We start from the raw sequence: 18,546 nt of genomic DNA on the forward strand, positions 1-18,546 counted from the left end.
CAGGGGGGGGTGGCGTTCACCACCGCCCTCTGATCAGCGGATCACTCCTCCTCGAACGCCTCCGGGGGCGGGCAGGAGCAGATGAGGTGACGGTCGCCGTGGGCGCCGTCGATGCGGCGGACCGGCGGCCAGTACTTCGCCCGCGGGTCGACGCCCGCCGGGTAGGCCGCCGTCATGCGGTCGTACTCGGCATCCCAGTCGCCGGCGAGGCAGTGGGCCGTGTGCGGAGCGCCGCGCAGGACGCTCTTCTCGACCTCGACCTTGCCGTCGATGACGTCCTGGATCTCGGCGCGGATGGCGATCATCGCGTCGCAGAACCGGTCGAGCTCGCCCGCGTCCTCGCTCTCCGTGGGCTCCACCATGAGCGTGCCCGCGACGGGGAAGCTCATCGTCGGGGCGTGGAAGCCGTAGTCGACGAGGCGCTTGGCCACGTCGTCGACGGTGACGCCGCTGATCTTCGTGAGCTCACGCAGGTCGAGGATGCACTCGTGCGCGACGAGGCCGCCCTCACCGGCGTAGAGCACCGGGTAGGAGTCCCGTAGACGCGCCGCGACGTAGTTCGCGTTGAGCACGGCCATGCGGGTCGCGGCCGTGAGGCCCGTCCCGCCCATGAGGCGGATGTACGCCCAACTGATCGGGAGGATGCTCGCCGACCCGAACGGCGCCGCCGAGATCGGGCCGACGCCGGACTCGGGGCCGGCCTCCGCCGCGAGCGGGTGGTTGGGCAGATGCGGTGCGAGGTGCCTGCGCACGCCGACCGGACCGACACCGGGGCCACCGCCACCGTGGGGGATGCAGAACGTCTTGTGGAGGTTGAGGTGGCTCGCGTCCCCACCGAAGTGACCCGGACGGGCGACGCCGACGAGGGCGTTCATGTTCGCGCCGTCGACGTACACCTGACCGCCCGCCTCGTGGACGAGGTCGCACAGCTCGGTGATCGTGTCCTCGTAGACACCGTGCGTCGACGGGTAGGTCACCATGATCGCCGCGAGGCGCTCACCGTGCTTGTCGATCTTGGCACGCAGGTCGTCCATGTCGATCGACCCGTCATCGGCCGACTTGACGACGACGACCTTGAGGCCGGCCATCGCGGCGCTCGCCGCGTTCGTGCCGTGAGCGCTGCTCGGGATGAGGCAGACGTCGCGCTCGTGGTCACCGTTGGCCTCGTGATAGCCCCGGATCGCCATGAGTCCGGCGAGCTCGCCCTGGGAGCCGGCGTTCGGCTGGAGGGAGACCTCGTCGTAACCGGTGATCTCGACGAGCCACGCCGAGAGCTGGGCCGCGAGGTCGCGGATGCCCTGCGTCTGCTCCGACGGCGCGAACGGGTGCAGCGCGGAGAACTCGGGCCAGGTGATGGCCTCCATCTCGGTGGTCGCGTTGAGCTTCATCGTGCAGGAGCCCAGCGGGATCATGCCGCGATCGAGCGCGTAGTCGCGGTCGGCGAGCCGACGCAGGTAGCGCAGCATCGACGTCTCGCTGCGGTACGCGTGGAACACCGGGTGCGTGAGGTACTCGGAGGTGCGCGCGAGGTCGCCGAAGTCGGGCTCGACCGTGGGGATCTCGCTCGGGGCGTCGACGCCGAAGGCACCGCAGACGGCGGCGACGTGCTCGGCGACCGTGGTCTCGTCGGTGCTGATCGACAGGGTGTCGTCGTCGACGATGCAGAGGTTGACGCCGGCCTCGAGGGCCTTGGCGGCGATCTCGCGGGCCTTGCCGGGGACGGAGACGGTGATCGTGTCGAAGAAGCGGGTCGTCGTGACGTCCACTCCCCCGGCGCGCAGCGCGTCGGCGAGGGCCTTGGCGTGCGAGTGGGCGTGGACCGCGATCTCGCGCAGCCCGACGGGCCCGTGCCACACCGCGTACATCGACGCCATGACGGCGAGGAGGACCTGCGCCGTGCAGATGTTGCTCGTCGCCTTCTCACGACGGATGTGCTGCTCACGCGTCTGCAGCGCGAGGCGGTAGGCCGGCTTTCCCTCGGCGTCGATGCTCACGCCGACGAGACGACCGGGCATCGTGCGGGAGAGCTTCTGACCCACGGCCATGTACCCGGCGTGGGGGCCACCGAAGCCCATCGGCACGCCGAAGCGCTGCGAGGACCCGACGGCGACGTCGGCACCCCAGGAGGCGGGCTCGGCGAGGACCGTGAGGCCGAGGAGGTCGGCCGCGGCGGTGACGAGCGCGCCCAGGCCGTGGGCGGCGTCGGCGACCTTGCGGAAGTCGCGCACCTGCCCGTCCTTGCCCGGGTACTGCACGATGACGCCGAAGACGGGCTTGCCGTCGACGGCGAAGCTCAGCGCGTCGGCCGAGTCGACGTCGTCGAGGGAGATCGTGACGCACTCGATGCCGAGGGCGCGGGCGCGGGTGTGGATGACCCCGACCGTCTGCGGCAGGAGCATCTCGTCGAGGACGAGGACGGCGCCGTCCTTGGCCTTGGCCGCGCGACGCATGAGCGTCATCGCCTCGGCCGCGGCGGTGCCCTCGTCGAGCATCGAGGCGTTGGCGACCTCGAGGCCCGTGAGGTCGGAGACGACCGTCTGGAAGTTGAGAAGCGCCTCGAGGCGACCCTGGGAGATCTCCGGCTGGTACGGCGTGTAGGCCGTGTACCAGGCCGGGTTCTCGAGGATGTTGCGCTTGACGACCGGGGGGGTGTGGGTGCCGTAGTAGCCGAGACCGATCATCGACGTGACGACCGTGTTGTGGGAGGCGATCTCGCGGAGCTCGGCGATGACCGCCTGCTCGCTGGGTGCGGCCTCGATGGCGAGGGCTTCGGGGTCGTGGATGCCGGCGGGGATCGCCGCGTCCACGAGGGCCTCGAGGCTCGGTTGACCCACCACCTCGAGCATCCGCGCGGTCTCTGCGTCTCCGGGACCGATGTGACGCTCGGCGAATGCCGGGGGAACGGGCTGGGTCATCGACGACCTCCTGTGGGGCGGGTTCGGGCGCTACGCCGCCTGCGGCGACCTCCCCACGTGTCACCCCCATCGGTGCCGACGGTGGCTTCCACGGTGCCGATCTCACGCGCTCCGGGTGCCTGAGAGGTTCCGGGGAGTGTTGCCCCTTCGGCGCCGCCGTCGGTCGGCGAGGACCTCGAGCGAACTCTCACGCGCAAGCATGCAGCCCTCGCAGACTAACATCGCGGGCCGCGGCGCTCGGGGGCGTTCCGGCAGTTCCGGGTGCCTCGACGGTGAGACGGTCACCCACCGGGGCGCGTCGCTCACCCGGTCTTGCGACGGGCGCGACGACGGGCGCTGAGCTCGTCGGTGACGCCCGCGGGCGCCTCGGGGGCCTCGGGGGCCTCGGCCGGGTCGCCGTCCTCCCCCAGGCGTTCGGTGGGCAGGTGTGCGAGGTCCCCCTCGACCTCCCGCCACACCCGGCCGACGGCGATGCCGAACACGCCCTGCCCGCCCTGGAGCAGGTCGATGACCTCGTCGTCAGAGGTGCACTCGTACACGGTGGCGCCGTCGCTCATGAGCGTGATCTGCGCGAGATCCTCGACGCCGCGCTCCCGCAGCGTCGCGACGGCGACGCGGATCTGCTGGAGCGTCACGCCCGTCTCGAGGAGACGCTTGACGACCTTGAGGACGAGCACGTCGCGGAAGCTGTACAGGCGCTGCGTGCCCGAGCCGGTGGCCGACCGGAGCGACGGCTCCACGAGCCCGGTACGTGCCCAGTAGTCGAGCTGACGGTAGGTGATCCCGGCGCCACGGCAGGCGATCGGGCCACGGAAGCCCTGGTCGTCGCCGATGGCGTCTTCGGGGGTGAACAGCACGCCCTGCGTCCCCGGCAGCGCCGGGACGGCGGACATGCCCGACGCGCGGTGATCCGACGAGTTCACGCGGTCCCTCCCTCTCCAGCGGCGAACCGGATCGCCCACGCGTTCGCGTGGATCGGCCGGCCCCTCCGATGGTACGGGGCGGGACTCGGGGCGACCAACGATCCCCTCCGGCGCGTCACCCCTTTTCGCGTCCCGGCTCCCCCGGTCCCTCGGGCCCGTCCTCGTCCCGCTCCTCCGGGACGGAGGGGTCGTCGCCGAGGAAGTCCTCCGCCGACACCTGGTCGAGGAACTCGCGGAACTTCTCGACCTCCTCGTCCTCGTCGTCGGAGTCGACGAGCACGCCGGCCTCGTCCATGACGGCCTCGGCGACCCGGATCGGGGCGTCGCACCGCAGCGCCAGCGCCACGGCGTCGGAGGTCCGCGAACTCACCTCCACGCCGCCGTCGAACCGGAGCACGGCGTAGAACACCTGCTCGCGCATCTCGACGACGTGCACCTCCTCGAGGGTGCGCCCGAGGGCGGCGACCACGTCGACCAGGAGGTCGTGGGTCAACGGCCGGGGCGGCACGACACCCTGCTGTGCGTACGCGATCGCCGCGGCCTCCGCGGCACCGATCCACACGGGCAGGTACCGCCCACCGCCACGCTCACGAAGGAGCACGATGGGGTTGTTCGTGGGCATCTCCACGCGGACACCGAGGACGTCGACATCGATCACCCCTCTACGCTAGGGGATCGGCGCGTCAGAGTCCTGCTTTGACCAAGGCGGTGTGGAGTGCGATGCAGTGCTGGAGGACGTCGGCGGCCACGCGGCGACCGTTCTCCTCCGAACGTCGACGGGCGGGCGCGGAGATCTGGTTGAGCAGACCGACCTCACGCTCCGCGGCGGTGCGGAACGGACGGAGGTGGCGCGGCTCGAGGCCGTACGCGGCGAGACCGGCGGCGGCGCGGGCCACTTGCAGCGCCCTGCTGTCGAAGTGCCCCTCGGCGTCGGGCGCGATGAGCCCGTACGTGACGAGGGCGTCCACCGTCGCCGCGTCGAGCTCCGCCGCGCGGGCGATCTCGGCACGCGTGAGGCGGTACGCCTTCTCCGGTCGAGCGAGCTCCTCGGCAGTGGGGACATCAGGATCGACCGCGACCGCCGGCATGCGCGGCCCGGCCGGCTGAGGCCCGGCGACGTCGAGGGAGACCTCGAGACCACGATCGCGGGCGTCGAGGGCCTCCCGGATGACACGCAGCGGCCAGAAACGGTCGCGCTGCGCGGTGAGGACGAAACGCAGACGCTCGACGTCCTCGTCGGAGAACGAGCGGTAGCCCGAGGGCGTGCGCCGGGGCGACACGAGACCCTCGGACTCGAGGAACCGGATCTTGGAGATCGTCACCTCGGGGAAATCCGGGCGCAGGGCCTCGAGGACCGCCCCGATGCTGCGCCGACCTCCCCGGGGCCCGGAACCGCCGGCCATCAGACCGACGGGCGCGGGGTGTGGAAGACGAGACGGAACTTGCCGATCTGGACCTCGTCACCGGCCCGCAGCACTGCGGAGTCGATGCGCTCGCGATTGACGTAGGTGCCGTTCAGCGAGCCCACGTCACGGACGACGAACGTGTCACCGTCCTGCTCGAACACCGCGTGCTTGCGCGAGACGGTGACGTCGTCGAGGAAGATGTCGCTGTCGGGGTGACGCCCCGTCGTCGTCATCGCGGAGTCGAGGAGGAACCTCGCCCCGGTGTTCGGGCCGCGGAGCACGAGCAGCAGCGCCGTGCCAGGTCGCAGCGCGTCGATGGTGGAGGTGTCGTCCGAGGAGAGTCGGAGGTCGGCGTCCGCCGGCAGATCCGCCTCGGGAACTCCCGTGAAGCGCATCGTGGCGGGCCCGCTACGCGGCGGCTCCTGCCCCTGGCCGGGGTGCGTTGCCTGCTCGTCGGTCACGTCGGCTCACCTGTCCTCTCGATTCGGTGACGTCCCACCCTAGAGTACGGGTCGATCCCTTCCGAATGCGTACGTCCGCAGCGGATGTCGCGAACCGGCCCTCGGCACGGGCCCACGGGCGCCGTTGCACGAGCCTCCAGGCCCGTCCGACACGCCACGTCGGACGCCGCATGACCACCTCCCCGAACGCCGACGACGCCCACCCCGGGGATCGGGGGAGGACGTCGTCGGACGGTTCCTGCGCAGGGCCGGTGGGGCGCCGCGGGAGGACGTGGATCGGTCAGTCCAGGCTCTCGGTATACGTGTCGGCGTCCATGAGGGAGTCGAGCTGCGCACGGTCGGAGACGCGGAGCTCGAACATCCAACCCTCACCGTAGGGGTCGCTGTTGACCATCTCGGAGGCCGACTCGAGGCCCTCGTTGACGGCGACGACCTCACCGGTGAGCGGGCTGAACAGGTCGCTCACGGACTTCGTCGACTCGATCTCGCCACAGGTGTCACCCGCGGTGACCTCGTCGCCCACGGACGGGAGATCGACATAGACGACGTCACCCAGGGCGTCCTGCGCGTAGGAGGTGATGCCGACCCGCACGACGTCGTCGTTGCCGGTACGCACCCACTCGTGCTCCGCCGTGTAGCGCAGTTCCTGCGGGTACTCCAGGTCGCTCATGACTCTCCTTCAGGTTGTGGTGCGAGGGACGAGACGCAGGTCAGGGGGTGGCCTGCTCCTCGGGTGTGGTCACCGGTCGAGCGTATCGGTGGCTGCTCGCGGGGTGCAACGCATTCACGGGAACCCGTTCCGACGGATCGACGCGGATCCGGCCGCCCGCCTGCCGCGTGGACTCCTCCACGCCGCCGGGGATGGCGAGGGCGGAGGCGAGCGTGCGCCCGTCCCCGATCGCGACGACGCGGACCGGCCAGGCGAGCTCATGGCCGTCGACGAGGACCCGGCCGTCCCGGTCGACGAAGCTCGTCGACGCGACGACGCGCACGTCGCCGATCTGGACGGCCTCCGCGCCCGCGTCCCGGAGCTCCTGGACGAGGTCGAGAAAGGACGCCGCAGGGAGAACCTCGGGGCCGCCCTCGAGGACGACCGTCACCCCGGGCCCCTCGGCGGGTACGGAGCCGGCGAGGACACCGAGGTCCCCGAGCCGTTCGCGGGCGCGTCGCTCGGCCTCGGCACCGTCGGCGCCGCCGGCGAGACGGGCCAGCTCGGCCTCGAGCGCATGCGTCTCCTCCTGGAGGCGCGTGGCCCGCGCCGTCACGCCGTCGAGGATGCCGACGAGCTCGGTCTCGCGGAGCGACTCCAGACCCGCGTCGTGGGTCTGTCGGATCTGCGCGGAGAGGCCGATGCCGAGGGCGAGGGTGAGGGCGCCGGCGAGCACGGACGCGCGGGACGGGTGCAGACGGAGCAGCCCACGCCCCGATCGGTCGCCCCCGGTGGGGAGGGTCGTCGCGGCCCCCTCACGCGCTGCGGCGGGGGTCGCGCCCGAGGTGGCGTCGGCGGCCTCGGGGACATGATCCTGCGTCGCCTCGGACCCGCCGTCGCGGACGGGCCTCGGGGTTCGGGAGAACGGTGAGCGCGCCATCGTCACGCCTTGAAGAGGTGGCGCCGGATGGCGGCGACGTTGGAGAAGATGCGGATGCCGAGGACGACGATGACGCCGGTGGAGAGCTGCGCGCCCACGCCGAGCTGGTCGCCGAGGAAGACGATGAGGGCGGCGACGACGACGTTCGAGAGGAACGACACGACGAAGACCTTGTCGTCGAAGATGCCGTCGAGGCTGGCGCGCAGACCGCCGAACACGGCGTCGAGCGCGGCGACGACGGCGATCGGCAGGTAGGACTGGAGGATCGCGGGCACGCTCGGCTGGAGGACCAGACCGAGGACGATGCCGACGACGAGCCCGATGAGGGGGATCATCCGTTCTCCTTGGCAGGGGGTCGGGAAGAGGGGTGGGCGTCGGTGGGTGCGGTGGAGGGCGTGCCGTCGGCGGGGGTGTCGTCCCCGTGCCGACGGGAGGACACCCGCGCGTACCGCAGGCGGGTCGGATCGGCGGCGGGCAGCCGGAGCCTGGCCTCCGCGTGCGCCTCGGCGCGGGCGGAGAAGGCGGTGCGGAGGTCGGCGAGGTACGCGCCTCCCGCGCCGCGGGTGTAGGCGGCCTGGGACTCGGGCCCCATCACGGCCTCGACGACGTAGGGGCGCGCAAGAGGCCGGAACCCGACCAGGATCGCCCGCCCGGCGAAGCGGATGGCCGTCGTCGAGGTGAGGCGGTGGCCGTTGACTGCGACGGCCTCGGCGCCCGCGGCCCACAGGTCGTTCGTGACGTTCTGGAGGTCGCGGTAGACGATGCGACCGGTGTCGTCGTCGGTGTCGTCGCGGGGCCCTCCCCCGCCGACCGGGCCGAGCCCGGGGGCGTCGTCGAGGGTGATCCGCAGCCCCGGTCCCTCGACCGGGGACGCGCCTGCGGCGTCGCGCACCCGCTCGAGGCGGACGGCGACGGGGTCGTCCCCGACGGCCCCGGCCTCGAGGGTGTGGAGGCGGCTCTCGAGGGCGACGTTGCGGGCGGCGGCCTCGTCGGCCTCCTGCTGCCGCTGCTCGATCCGTTCGACGAGTTCCACGCGCCCGTCGCGACCGGCGTCGGCACGGGCATAGGTGAGCCCGGAGGTGGCGAACAACAGACCGCTCGCGAGGGCCGTGAGGCCGACGACGGCGGTGTTCCAGGGGCGTCGGCGGGGTGCCTCCCCCCGGAGCGCGCGTGCCTTCGCCGCGGCCTCGTAGGAGGGGTCGAGCGGGCGATCCATGATCTCGATGAGGAGCGACATCGACGCGTCGGGGCGCCCCGGTGTCGTCACCGCACTCGCTCCACCCACGCGCTCGACCATGCCCTTCACCTTAGGGGTCCCGTCGCCGGGCCCGGATCCGCCGCACCGGCTGCGGGATCGCCGGGAGCGGGGACGACGAAGGCCGCCTCCGACGAATCGGAGACGGCCTTCCTCATCGACCTTTCGGTCGGGACGACAGGATTTGAACCTGCGACCCCTTGACCCCCAGTCAAGTGCGCTACCAAGCTGCGCCACGTCCCGGAGCCCGCGAGGGCTTGCCGCCACTCGCGTGAACGACACGTCACCCTAACGCACGGGTGTCCTCCTTGCCCAATCAGGGCCGCCGCCGTGTCCGACGAGGGACGTGACGGGCGGGATGACCCCTCGTCAGCTGCGGCGACGCTTCTCGCGCACGCGCACGGAGATCTCGATCGGCGACCCGACGAAGCCGAAGTCCTCACGGAGTCGGCGCTCGACGAACCGTCGGTAGCCCGCCTCGAGGAACCCGGAGGCGAAGAGGACGAACCGCGGGGGCCGCGTGCTCGCCTGCGTACCGAAGAGGATGCGCGGCTGCTTGCCGCCTCGGACGGGGTGCGGGTGGGCCGCGACGAGCTCGCCGAGGAACGCGTTGAGACGCGAGGTGGGGATGCGGGTGTCCCACGACTCGAGCGCCGTCTCGAGGGCGGGGACGAGCTTGTCCATGTGCCGACCCGTGAGGGCGGACACGTTGACGCGCGGCGCCCACGGCACCTGGACGAACTCCCGTTCGATCTCGCGGTCGAGGTAGTAGCGACGTTCCTCGTCGATGGTGTCCCACTTGTTGTAGGCGATGACGAGGGCACGACCGGCGTCGACGACCTGCTGGACGACGCGCACGTCCTGCTCGCTGATGGTCTCGCCCGCGTCGATGAGCACGACGCCGACCTCGGCCTTCTCGAGGGCGGTGCGCGTGCGCAGGGACGCGTAGAAGTCGGCCCCGCGAGTCTGGTGGACGCGACGACGGATGCCGGCGGTGTCGACGAACCGCCACTGCTTCCCGCCGAGCTCGATGAGCTCGTCGACGGGGTCGCGGGTCGTGCCGGCCGTGTCGTCGACGACGACGCGGTCCTCACCCGCGAGCTGGTTGAGCAGGCTCGACTTGCCGACGTTCGGGCGACCGACGAGGGCGACGCGACGGGGGCCGCCCCGGGCGTACGCCCCGGAGACGCCCGACTTCTCGGGCAGGACGGCGAGGAGGTCGTCGAGCATGTCCCCGCTCCCCCGGCCGTGGAGGGCCGACACGGGGTGGGGCTCACCCAGACCGAGCGACCACAGCATGGCCGCGTCGGACTCCGCGCGGGTGTCGTCGACCTTGTTCGCGACGAGGACGACGGGCTTGCCCGCCCGGCGCAGGAGCCGGACGACGGCCTCGTCGTCGTCGGTGGCGCCGACCGTCGCGTCGACGACGAACATGACGGCGTCGGCCAGTTCGATCGCGACCTCGGCCTGCTCGGCGACACGCAGGTGGATGCCGGAGGCGTCGATCTCCCACCCGCCGGTGTCGACGAGGGTGAACCGGCGGCCGGACCACTCGGCGTCGTAGGCGACCCGGTCGCGGGTCACGCCCGGCACGTCCTCGACGACGGCCTCACGGCGACCGAGGATGCGGTTGACGAGGGTGGACTTGCCGACGTTGGGGCGGCCGATGACGGCGACGACCGGCCGATCGGCGGGGTCCTCGTCGTCGGCGTCCTCGGGCAGACCCTGGAGGATCGCGAGGTCGTCCTCGTCGAGCTCGAACTCGTCGAGACCGGCGCGGAGCACCCGCTCGACGGAGCCACCCTCGGTGCCGTCGGCGTGAGTGACGACGATCGGCTCGTCGTGGACCTCGTCGTCGCCGGTGGTGGGCTCGTGCGCGGGGTCCTCGACGTCGAGGGGCTCACCGGGGACCTCGTCGCCCGGGTGCGGGCCGGCGGCACCGGCGGCCGTCATGGGGTCGGCCGGGGCTCCCTCGGGCGCGGCGGCGTCGCGCCCGCTCTCGGGCATCGAGGGGGTCGTGGGGTATTCGCGGCGGTTCACGTCGTCGGACATTCGCTCATTCTCCCGTATCGGGCGGTTCTTCGTGTCACCGGCCCGCGCGCTCGGCGCGGGCGGCCTCGACCGCCCGGACGACGGCGTCGACGGTCGAGTCGAAGTCGAGGTCTGAGGTGTCGAGGAGACGGACCCCGTCGGTCGGCTCGAGGAAGGAGGTGACGGCGGAGTCGTCGCGGTCGCGGCGCAGGACCTCGTCGCGGGTGGCGGCGAGGGCGGACTCCCCCGAGTCACCGTGGAGTTCGCGGGCACGGCGGGCGAGACGGGCCTGCTCGCTCGCGGTGAGGAGGAGACGCACGTCGGCGTCGGGGGCGACGACGCTCGTGATGTCGCGGCCCTCGGCGACGATGCCCTGGACGGAGCACCGGTCGACCCAGTCGCGTTGGAGCGCGATGAGGATCGCGCGGGTGGGCAGGTGACGGGCCACGGCGGACACCGCGGACGAGATCCGCGTCGTGCGGATCTCGGCGGTGACGTCGGCGTCACCGACCCGCACGTGGGGGTCGGTGGGGTCGGTGCCCATGACGAGGGGGAAGTCCGAGGCGGCGGCGGTGACCGCGGGCTCGTCGTCGAGGTCGATGCCCTGCTCGAGGCACCACCACGTGAGGGCCCGGTACATCGCACCGGTGTCGAGGTAGGCGAGTCCGAGGCGGCGCGCGACGGCACGGCTCACGCTCGACTTGCCCGAGCCGCTCGGACCGTCGATCGCGACGACGACGGACCGCGGGGTCTGCCCACCGGGGGTCGCGGCGGCGGGCGCCGGCGCTCCGAGCGTGTGCGCGGATCCCGGCGCCGGCGGGGTGGCTGACGTGGTGGAGGCGGCGACGGTCTCGCGGGTCTCCTCGGACGGCTGGCCGGCTGCTTCTCCGGCGGCATCGGTGGCGCTCACGCCGCGCAGCCTAGCGCGCGGGCCCGGGGGCGCCGCGGCGTGCGTCGGGCTTCCCCGGACCCGTCCGGGGTCACTCGGGGTCACTCGGGGTCACTCGGGGTCACTCGGGGTCACTCGGGGTCACTCGGGGTCACTCGGTGAGGTTCCAGCCCCGCGCGAGGAGTCCGGCGCACAGCGGGTCGGCGGCGTCGGGGCGGACGAGGAGGTCGACGACGCCGACGAGACGTCCGACGGCGTGCTCCATGCGGATGTCCTCGATGTTGACGCCCTCGTCGCCGACGTCGGCGAAGAGACGGGCGAGCATGCCCGGTTCGTCGGGGATGAGGACGGTGACGGTCGTGTACATCGTCGGCGAGGAGCCGTGCTTGCCGGGGATGCGGGCGTGGCCGGCATTGCCGTCGGCGAGCATCGCGGCGAGGGTCGCGCGTGCGCCGGGCGCCTCGGCGTCGGCGTCCTCGCGGAGCCCGTCGAGTGCGTCGAGCACCTCGCCGATCGCCGTGTGCAGCTCGCCGAGGACCGTCGACACGGCGGCGGCGTTGCCGACGAGGATCTGCGTCCAGAGCGCCGGGTCGCTCGCGGCGATGCGGGTGACGTCGCGGACGCCCTGCCCGGCGAGGCCGACGGCGTCGGTGGAGAGGTCGCGGAGGCGAGCGGCGACGAGGCTCGCGGCGACCTGCGGCACGTGGGAGACGGCGGCGACGGCCTCGTCGTGCTCGTGGGCGGGCATGCGCACCGGGGCACCGCCCGCCGCCGTCGCGAGGACGGTGACGGCCTCGACGGCGGCCGGGTCGCTGTGCTCGTGCGGGACGACGACCCACGGCCGCCCCTGGAAGAGGTCCGCACGTCCGGCGATCGCGCCGCTGCGCTCGCGCCCCGCCATCGGGTGGGAGCCGACGTAGCGCGTGACGTCGACACCGGCGGCGAGCAGATCCCCGAGGACGGCCGACTTCACCGACGCGACGTCGGTGACGACCGCGTGGGGGTGTGCCGCGAGACGCGCGGCGACGACGGCACCGACGACGTCCGGCGGCGCGGCGACGACGACGACGGCGGGTTCGGGGTCGTCGGCGGTCTCGAGGGCGCCCGCCCCGAGGTCCCGGGCCAGGGCGCAGGCCGTCGGCGACGGGTCGGAGAGCGTCACGGTGACGCCCTCGGCGCGGAGGGCGAGGCCGAGGCTCGTGCCGATGAGGCCCGTGCCGACGACGAGCACGGGCCCGAGGCCGCGCCCCGCCTCCCGCGGCACGCTCACAGCCCGGCGGCCTTGTACAGTGCGGCGACCTCCCGTGAGTTGAGCGGCCGCAGCTTGCCCGGCTTGAGGTCACCGAGGAGGACGGGTCCGACCTGCACGCGGGTGAGGGTCTCGACGGGGTGGCCGACCTCCTCGAGGAGGCGACGCACGACGTGCTTGCGCCCCTCGTGGACGACGACCTCGACGATGGCGCGGCCCGGGGCGGAGTCGACGAGACGGAACGAGTCGACGGCGACCGGCCCGTCCTCGAGCTCGACGCCCTCCCGGAGCGTGCGGCCGACGTCGCGGTTCACCGGCCCGGGCACCGTGGCGACGTACGTCTTCGGGATGCCGTACGAGGGGTGCTGGAGGCGGTTGGCGAGCTCGCCGTCGTTCGTGAGGAGGAGGAGCCCGTCGGTGTCGACGTCGAGACGTCCGACGTGGAACAGGCGGTCGTTGCGCTGCTCGAGAAGATCCCCGAGGCAGGGACGGCCGAGGTCGTCGTGCATCGTCGAGACGACCCCGAGGGGCTTGTTCAGGGCGAAGTAACGCCGGTCGGCGTCGAGCTGGATGCGTTCGCCGTCGACGTGGACGGTCTGGGTCGCCGGGTCGATACGCACGCCGAGCTCGGTGACGACCTGCCCGTCGACCTCGACACGGCCCTGGCCGATGATGACCTCACACGCACGGCGCGAGCCGACGCCGGCCGCGGCGAGGAGCTTCTGCAGCCGTACGCCGTTGGGGTCGTGGACGTCGACCTCGGGGGCGTTGCCGCGGGTGTTCCCCGCCGCGTTCCCACCCCGACGCCCCTTGGGCGGACGCATACCGAACCCGCGGTCCGGCCCGCCCGGCACCTGCCCCGAGGAGGACGACCAGCGGCCGCCACCCCGTGACGACGGCGATCCGCCCTTGCCTCCGCGACGGGCGTCGCCGCGGCCACCTCGGCCTGCGCCTGCGGCGCCTCCTGCGCGTCCTCGACCTTGCCCGGTCATATGCCGCCCCTTTCGGCGATCTCGTCCACCTCGTGTCCCTCGGGCAGGTACGGCGCGAGCGGAGGGAGCTCCGCGAGCGACGACAACCCGAGGCGGGTGAGGAAGTAATCGGTCGTGCCGTACAGCACGGCACCGTGCTCGGTGTCGGTGCCGACCTCGTCGATGAGCCCTCGCGTCATCAGGGTGCGGACGACGCCGTCGACGTTGACGCCTCGTACCGCCGCGATGCGGGCACGCGAGACCGGTTGACGGTACGCGATGACGGCGAGGGTCTCCAACGCGGCCTTCGAGAGCTTGGCGCGTTGCCCGGCGATGACGAACCGTTCGACGAGGGGGGCGTACTCGGCGCGGGAGTAGACGCGCCAGCCCGTCCCCGTCCGGCGGAGGCTGAACCCGCGTGCGTCACGGTCGTACTCGGCGGCGAGGTCGTGGAGGTGCTCCCACGCCTCGCGGGGCTCGATGTCGAGGGCGGCGGCGAGGGCCTCGGGGGTGACGGGTTCCTCGACGACCATGAGCACGGCCTCGATCGCGGAGCGCGCCCCGCCGGGCATCGTCGCGAGGTCGATCTCGTCGGGGTCGTCCGCCTCCCCTGCATCCTCGGGCTCCTCGGGCTCCGACGGCTCGGCGGGATCGACGGCTTCGGCGGGCACCGACGACGAGTCGGTGGGCTCGGTCGTGCGCGGCACGGACTCCGCTGCGGCCTCCGGTCCCGCAGGCATCGCGTCGGGGTGGGCCGGCTCGGCTCCCCCGGTCGGTTCGCTGCTCATGCGTCCTCCTGCGGCTCGGGGTGCGTGGGCTCGCCCGGCGGGGCGTCGTCCTGCGCGATGACGGCGGCCCCCGCCGGGGACGCCGCGGTACCGGCGACGGGTGTCGTCACGTGCTCCTCGTCGAAGCCGGCCCCGGCCTGGAGGACGCCCTCCTCGCTGCCCGTCCACGCGACGAGGAGCTCTCCGAGGGGTTCGGGCTGGTCGAACGCGACCGCGGCCTCGCGGAAGAGGTCGAGCAGGGCGAGGAACCGGGCGACGACGACGAGCGTGGAGTCGGCGTCCGCGACGAGCTCGCGGAACGTCGTCTGCCGCTCCCGGCGGAGGAGCTCGACGACGATGGCGGCCTGCTCCCGGACGCTCACGAGCGGCTGGTGGAGGTGCTCGACACCCACGTGTGGCGGTGTGCGGGTGAGCGTGTCGGCGGCGATCATCGCGAGCTGCTCGGGCGTGACGGCGATGACGAGTTCGGGCAGCAGGGCGGCGAACCGGGGCTCCATCTCGGCCTGGCGAGCGATGATGCGGCCGGGGCCTGCCATGCGCTCCTCGGCCCAGGCGGCGACGTCCTTGAACGCCCGGTACTGGAGGAGGCGCGCGAAGAGGAGGTCGCGGGCCTCGATGAGTTCGAGGTCCTCTTCCTCGGGGTCGAGGGACGGCAGGAGCCGGGCCGCCTTGAGGTCGAGCAGCGTCGCCGCGACGAGGAGGAACTCGCTCGCCTGCGAGAGATCCCAGTCGACGTCGGCCGCCTGCTGGGCGCGGATGTGCGCGATGAACTCGTCGGTGACGGTCGCGAGGGCGATCTCGGTGAGGTCGAGGCGATGCTTGGCGATGAGTCCGAGGAGCAGCTCGAACGGCCCGGAGAAGACGTCGAGGTGCACCTCGAACGGCTGCGGCGCGGCACGGCGGGTGAGGACACCACCGGGCGCCTCGACGGGTGCGGCGGCCTCCTCCGTGGGCGCGGCGGGGTCGAGGTCGCTCTCCCCCGCCGCCGTCTCAGGCGGCGCCGCCACGGGCGATGAGCTCCCGGGCGAGCTGACGGTAGGCCTCGGCGGCGTTGTGGCCGGGGGCGTAGCTCGTGATGGGTTCGGCGGCGAGGGTCGCGTCGGGGAACTTCACCGTGCGGCTGATGACCGTGTGGAAGACGCGGTCCTGGAAGTGGTCGACGACGCTGGCCACGACCTCGCGGCTGTGGAGAGTGCGTCCGTCGTACATCGTCGCGAGGATGCCGTCGATCTCGAGGCGCGGGTTGAGGCGGTCGCAGACCTTCTCGATGGTCTCGACGAGGAGGGCGACGCCGCGCATCGCGAAGTACTCGCACTCGAGCGGGATGATGACGCCGTGCGCCGCGGTGAGGGCGTTGACGGTGAGCAGGCCGAGCGAGGGCTGGCAGTCGATGAGGACGACGTCGTACTCGTCCATGACGGGCCGCAGCACTCGGGAGAGGACCATCTCGCGGGCGACCTCGCCGACGAGCTGGACCTCGGCGGCCGAGAGGTCGATGTTGGCGGGGAGCAGGTCGAGGTCCGGGGTGCGCGTGTGCTGGATGACCTCGCGCACGTCGTGGCCGCGTTCGACGAGCAGGTTGTAGACGGTGAGGTCGAGGTCGTTCGCGCGGATGCCGAGACCGACCGAGAGGGCGCCCTGGGGGTCGAAGTCGACGAGGAGGACCTTGCGGCCGAGCTCCGCGAGCGCCGCGCCGAGGTTGATCGTCGTCGTCGTCTTGCCGACGCCGCCCTTCTGGTTGCACATCGCGATGACGCGGGCGGGCCCGTGGCCGGTGAGCGGCGGCGGGGTGGGGAACTCGGGCATGGGACGCCCGGTGACGCCGATGTGGCCGGAGGTCTCGGTGCCGGGGAGTCGGTCCTGCGCGCCCGTGCCGAGGCTCTCGACGGTCGTCGGCTGCGGCGCCTCGCCCTCGTACGTCTCGTCGTCGTACGTCTCGTCGTCGTACGTCTCGTCGTCGTCCGTCTCGACGTCGTCCGTCTCGTCCGCGTCGTCGTACCCCGGTGTGTCGACGGTCTCGACCTCGTCGGTCCCGAGGGTGCGCGTCTCGAGCCGGTCCTCCTGCGGGAGGGGGCCACCGCCGCCGACGCGGACCTCGTCGGCGGGGTGCGTCGGCTGCGTCTCGAACGCGCTCATTCGTCCTCACTTCGGGTCGGGGTCTGGGGGCCGGGCACACGGGCGCAGCGTGCACGGATTCCGCCCCGACCCTACCAGCGCCTCCCCGGCCGTCGAGGCGCTCATCCGGGTGCTCTCGCCCCGGATGCCCTGGGGGGCCAGAGGGTCCCGTCGTCGGCGTCGAGCGGCCACGAGACGGACGACCGGATCGACGGGGGCGTCAGTGGGCGCGGGGGTGGGCGGTCGCGTAGGTCTCGCGGAGATGGGCGGCGGTGACGAGCGTGTAGATCTGCGTCGTCGTCACGTCGGCGTGCCCGAGCAGGTCCTGGACGACGCGGACGTCGGCGCCACCCTCGAGGAGGTGCGTCGCGAAGGAGTGGCGGAGGGTGTGGGGACCGACGTGGCCGGAGAGTCCGGCGCGATCCGCGGCGGCGGAGACGACGCCCCACGCGCTCTGCCGGGAGAGCGGGCCGCCTCGGGTGTTGAGGAAGAGTTCGTGGCCCGAACCACCACGGCTCCCCCGCCCGGCGGGCCGTCGCGTGACGAGGGCGGGTCGGCCGCCCGTGAGGTAGTCGGCGAGCGCACGGGTGGCGTAGCCGCCGACGGGGACGAGGCGTTGCTTGTTCCCCTTGCCGGTGAGGCGGACGACGGGGACCGCCCCCGGCGCGCCGGGCACGGCGGGGGGCGTGGGCCCCTCAGTGAGGTCGGGGAGGTCGTCGACGACGAGACCGACGACCTCGCTGATGCGGGCGCCCGTGGCGTAGAGCGTCTCGACGAGGGCCCGGTCGCGCAGCCCGACCGGTCCGGGGGTCTCCGCGGCGGCCGCGATGAGGCGCTCGACGTCGTCGCGGCTCATCGCCTTGGGGAGTCGACGCGGTGTCGACGGTGGGGAGACCTCGGCGGCGACGTCCTCACCCACGACGCCCTCGAGGAGACAGAAGCGGTGGAACCCGCGCACCGCGGCGAGGAGTCGGGCGGTCGAGGAGGCCGAGAGGGCGCGGCGCCCGTCGGTGCCCTCCCGCACGGCGGTGACGAACTCGGTGACGTCGGCACGGCGGACGCCCGTGACGTCGTCGATCCCCCGGGACGCGAGGAACGCGTCGTACCGGTCGAGATCCCGTTCGTAGCTGCGGAGCGTGTTCGCCGCGAGTCCCCGCTCGATGCGGAGGTGGGCGAGCCACGCCGCCCGCCGCGCGGGCAGGGTGCGCGTCGTCCCGGTTGGCGTCGTCCCGGCCCCCGTGGGTTCGGCCGGAGCGGGTCCACCGGTCGTGCCGGGCACGAGCGACGACGTGGCCGAGGGCGAGGAGGACGGGTCGGGGCCGGTCACTCGGCGCGTACCTGCCCGTCGCGGCCCCGCGCGGGGCGAAGTCCGACGCTGCGGAGTTCGAGGGCGGCGAGCGCGTGGACGACGCGGGCGTCGCCCGCCCGCCAGGCGGCGACGGGGTCGGGGGCGATCTCCGCGAGCCGCGGGAGGGGCTGGTTCGCCATGGCACGGAGGGCGAAGAGTTCGAGGTCGGCCTCGGAGTCGACGAGGAGTCGGGCCGCGGCCGCGCGGCGGGCGAACCGCACGCGGGAGACGACCCACGGCACGCCGAGACCGAGCGTGGGTCCGAGCGCGGTGACGAGGGCGAGGACGAGCGCGAGTCGCCCGACGGTCGTCTCGAACTGGGCACCGGCGGCGCTCGCCTCGGCGCCGACGCCGGCGACGCGGGAGAACGACTCCTGCAGCTGCTCCCCCGCGAACGGCACCCCGCCGACGGTCGTTCCCGCGTCCATCATCGCCGCGCCGAAGTCGGTGGCGGTGCGCCGCAGCGTGCGGGCGGGTTCGGCGAGCTGGAGGACGAGGCCGTGGACGACCCGCGCCACCCACACCCACGCCACGCACCAGGCGAGGACGACGAGGTCGCCGGTGATCTGACGGGCACGACGCGTCGAGGTCTGGGAGTACGTCACG

18 protein-coding genes, 1 tRNA gene and 1 riboswitch are annotated in these 18,546 nt (G+C 73.0%); all 19 genes read right to left on the reverse strand.

The window, feature by feature from the left end:
* Positions 1–41 precede the first annotated feature (41 nt).
* On the reverse strand, positions 42–2,915 hold the full coding sequence (gcvP, locus tag MOPEL_RS03560) for an aminomethyl-transferring glycine dehydrogenase (protein ID WP_009481488.1): 2,874 nt from the start codon (positions 2,913–2,915) through the stop codon (positions 42–44).
* A 97-nt stretch (positions 2,916–3,012) separates the two neighbouring features.
* Positions 3,013–3,117: riboswitch (glycine riboswitch) on the reverse strand.
* 100 nt (positions 3,118–3,217) lie between these two features.
* A complete protein-coding gene (locus MOPEL_RS03565) occupies positions 3,218–3,808 on the reverse strand; it encodes a MerR family transcriptional regulator (protein WP_040632769.1) in 591 nt (196 codons plus the stop codon).
* Between the two features lie 145 nt (positions 3,809–3,953).
* Positions 3,954–4,496 carry a bifunctional nuclease family protein gene (locus MOPEL_RS03570; RefSeq protein ID WP_009481490.1) on the reverse strand — a complete coding sequence of 181 codons (543 nt, stop codon included), beginning with the start codon at positions 4,494–4,496 and terminating at the stop codon, positions 3,954–3,956.
* 25 nt (positions 4,497–4,521) lie between these two features.
* Positions 4,522–5,241: a transcriptional regulator FtsR gene (ftsR, locus tag MOPEL_RS03575; protein ID WP_009481491.1), complete on the reverse strand. Its 720-nt coding sequence runs from the start codon at positions 5,239–5,241 to the stop codon at positions 4,522–4,524.
* Positions 5,241–5,705: an FHA domain-containing protein gene (locus MOPEL_RS03580; RefSeq protein ID WP_009481492.1), complete on the reverse strand. Its 465-nt coding sequence runs from the start codon at positions 5,703–5,705 to the stop codon at positions 5,241–5,243. The genes ftsR and MOPEL_RS03580 overlap by 1 nt, the downstream gene beginning before the upstream one ends.
* 280 nt (positions 5,706–5,985) lie before the next feature.
* Positions 5,986–6,375, reverse strand: coding sequence for a glycine cleavage system protein GcvH (gene gcvH / locus MOPEL_RS03585; protein ID WP_009481493.1), 390 nt, complete (start codon positions 6,373–6,375; stop codon positions 5,986–5,988).
* A gap of 40 nt (positions 6,376–6,415) precedes the next feature.
* On the reverse strand, positions 6,416–7,294 hold the full coding sequence (locus tag MOPEL_RS03590; RefSeq protein ID WP_009481494.1) for a DUF881 domain-containing protein: 879 nt from the start codon (positions 7,292–7,294) through the stop codon (positions 6,416–6,418).
* A gap of 2 nt (positions 7,295–7,296) precedes the next feature.
* Positions 7,297–7,629: a small basic family protein gene (locus tag MOPEL_RS03595; protein ID WP_009481495.1), complete on the reverse strand. Its 333-nt coding sequence runs from the start codon at positions 7,627–7,629 to the stop codon at positions 7,297–7,299.
* Complete coding sequence (locus tag MOPEL_RS03600; RefSeq protein ID WP_009481496.1) at positions 7,626–8,591, reverse strand: DUF881 domain-containing protein; 966 nt, start codon at positions 8,589–8,591, stop codon at positions 7,626–7,628. Before MOPEL_RS03600 ends, MOPEL_RS03595 begins: the two co-directional genes overlap by 4 nt.
* A 127-nt stretch (positions 8,592–8,718) precedes the next feature.
* Positions 8,719–8,792: transfer RNA gene (locus tag MOPEL_RS03605), tRNA-Pro, on the reverse strand.
* A gap of 126 nt (positions 8,793–8,918) precedes the next feature.
* Positions 8,919–10,601, reverse strand: coding sequence for a ribosome biogenesis GTPase Der (der, locus tag MOPEL_RS03610; RefSeq protein ID WP_009481497.1), 1,683 nt, complete (start codon positions 10,599–10,601; stop codon positions 8,919–8,921).
* Between the two features lie 34 nt (positions 10,602–10,635).
* Positions 10,636–11,490, reverse strand: a complete 855-nt coding sequence (gene cmk, locus MOPEL_RS03615) for a (d)CMP kinase (protein WP_009481498.1) — start codon at positions 11,488–11,490, stop codon at positions 10,636–10,638.
* Between the two features lie 130 nt (positions 11,491–11,620).
* A complete protein-coding gene (locus tag MOPEL_RS03620) occupies positions 11,621–12,739 on the reverse strand; it encodes a prephenate dehydrogenase (RefSeq protein ID WP_009481499.1) in 1,119 nt (372 codons plus the stop codon).
* Positions 12,736–13,710 carry a pseudouridine synthase gene (locus MOPEL_RS03625; protein ID WP_083841719.1) on the reverse strand — a complete coding sequence of 325 codons (975 nt, stop codon included), beginning with the start codon at positions 13,708–13,710 and terminating at the stop codon, positions 12,736–12,738. The genes MOPEL_RS03620 and MOPEL_RS03625 overlap by 4 nt, the downstream gene beginning before the upstream one ends.
* On the reverse strand, positions 13,707–14,477 hold the full coding sequence (scpB, locus tag MOPEL_RS03630) for an SMC-Scp complex subunit ScpB (protein WP_009481501.1): 771 nt from the start codon (positions 14,475–14,477) through the stop codon (positions 13,707–13,709). The genes MOPEL_RS03625 and scpB overlap by 4 nt, the downstream gene beginning before the upstream one ends.
* The gene (locus tag MOPEL_RS03635) at positions 14,474–15,484 is read right to left on the reverse strand and encodes a segregation and condensation protein A (RefSeq protein WP_009481502.1); all 1,011 of its coding nucleotides are present in this window, start codon (positions 15,482–15,484) and stop codon (positions 14,474–14,476) included. The genes scpB and MOPEL_RS03635 overlap by 4 nt, the downstream gene beginning before the upstream one ends.
* Positions 15,468–16,283, reverse strand: a complete 816-nt coding sequence (locus MOPEL_RS03640; protein ID WP_083841723.1) for a ParA family protein — start codon at positions 16,281–16,283, stop codon at positions 15,468–15,470. The genes MOPEL_RS03635 and MOPEL_RS03640 overlap by 17 nt, the downstream gene beginning before the upstream one ends.
* Before the next feature lie 529 nt (positions 16,284–16,812).
* Complete coding sequence (locus tag MOPEL_RS03645) at positions 16,813–17,919, reverse strand: site-specific tyrosine recombinase XerD (protein WP_009481504.1); 1,107 nt, start codon at positions 17,917–17,919, stop codon at positions 16,813–16,815.
* The gene (locus MOPEL_RS03650) at positions 17,916–18,545 is read right to left on the reverse strand and encodes a hypothetical protein (protein WP_009481505.1); all 630 of its coding nucleotides are present in this window, start codon (positions 18,543–18,545) and stop codon (positions 17,916–17,918) included. The genes MOPEL_RS03645 and MOPEL_RS03650 overlap by 4 nt, the downstream gene beginning before the upstream one ends.
* Between the last annotated feature and the right edge of the window lies 1 nt (position 18,546).

The sequence above is a fragment of the Mobilicoccus pelagius NBRC 104925 genome (assembly GCF_000247995.1).
Classification (GTDB): domain Bacteria; phylum Actinomycetota; class Actinomycetes; order Actinomycetales; family Dermatophilaceae; genus Mobilicoccus; species Mobilicoccus pelagius.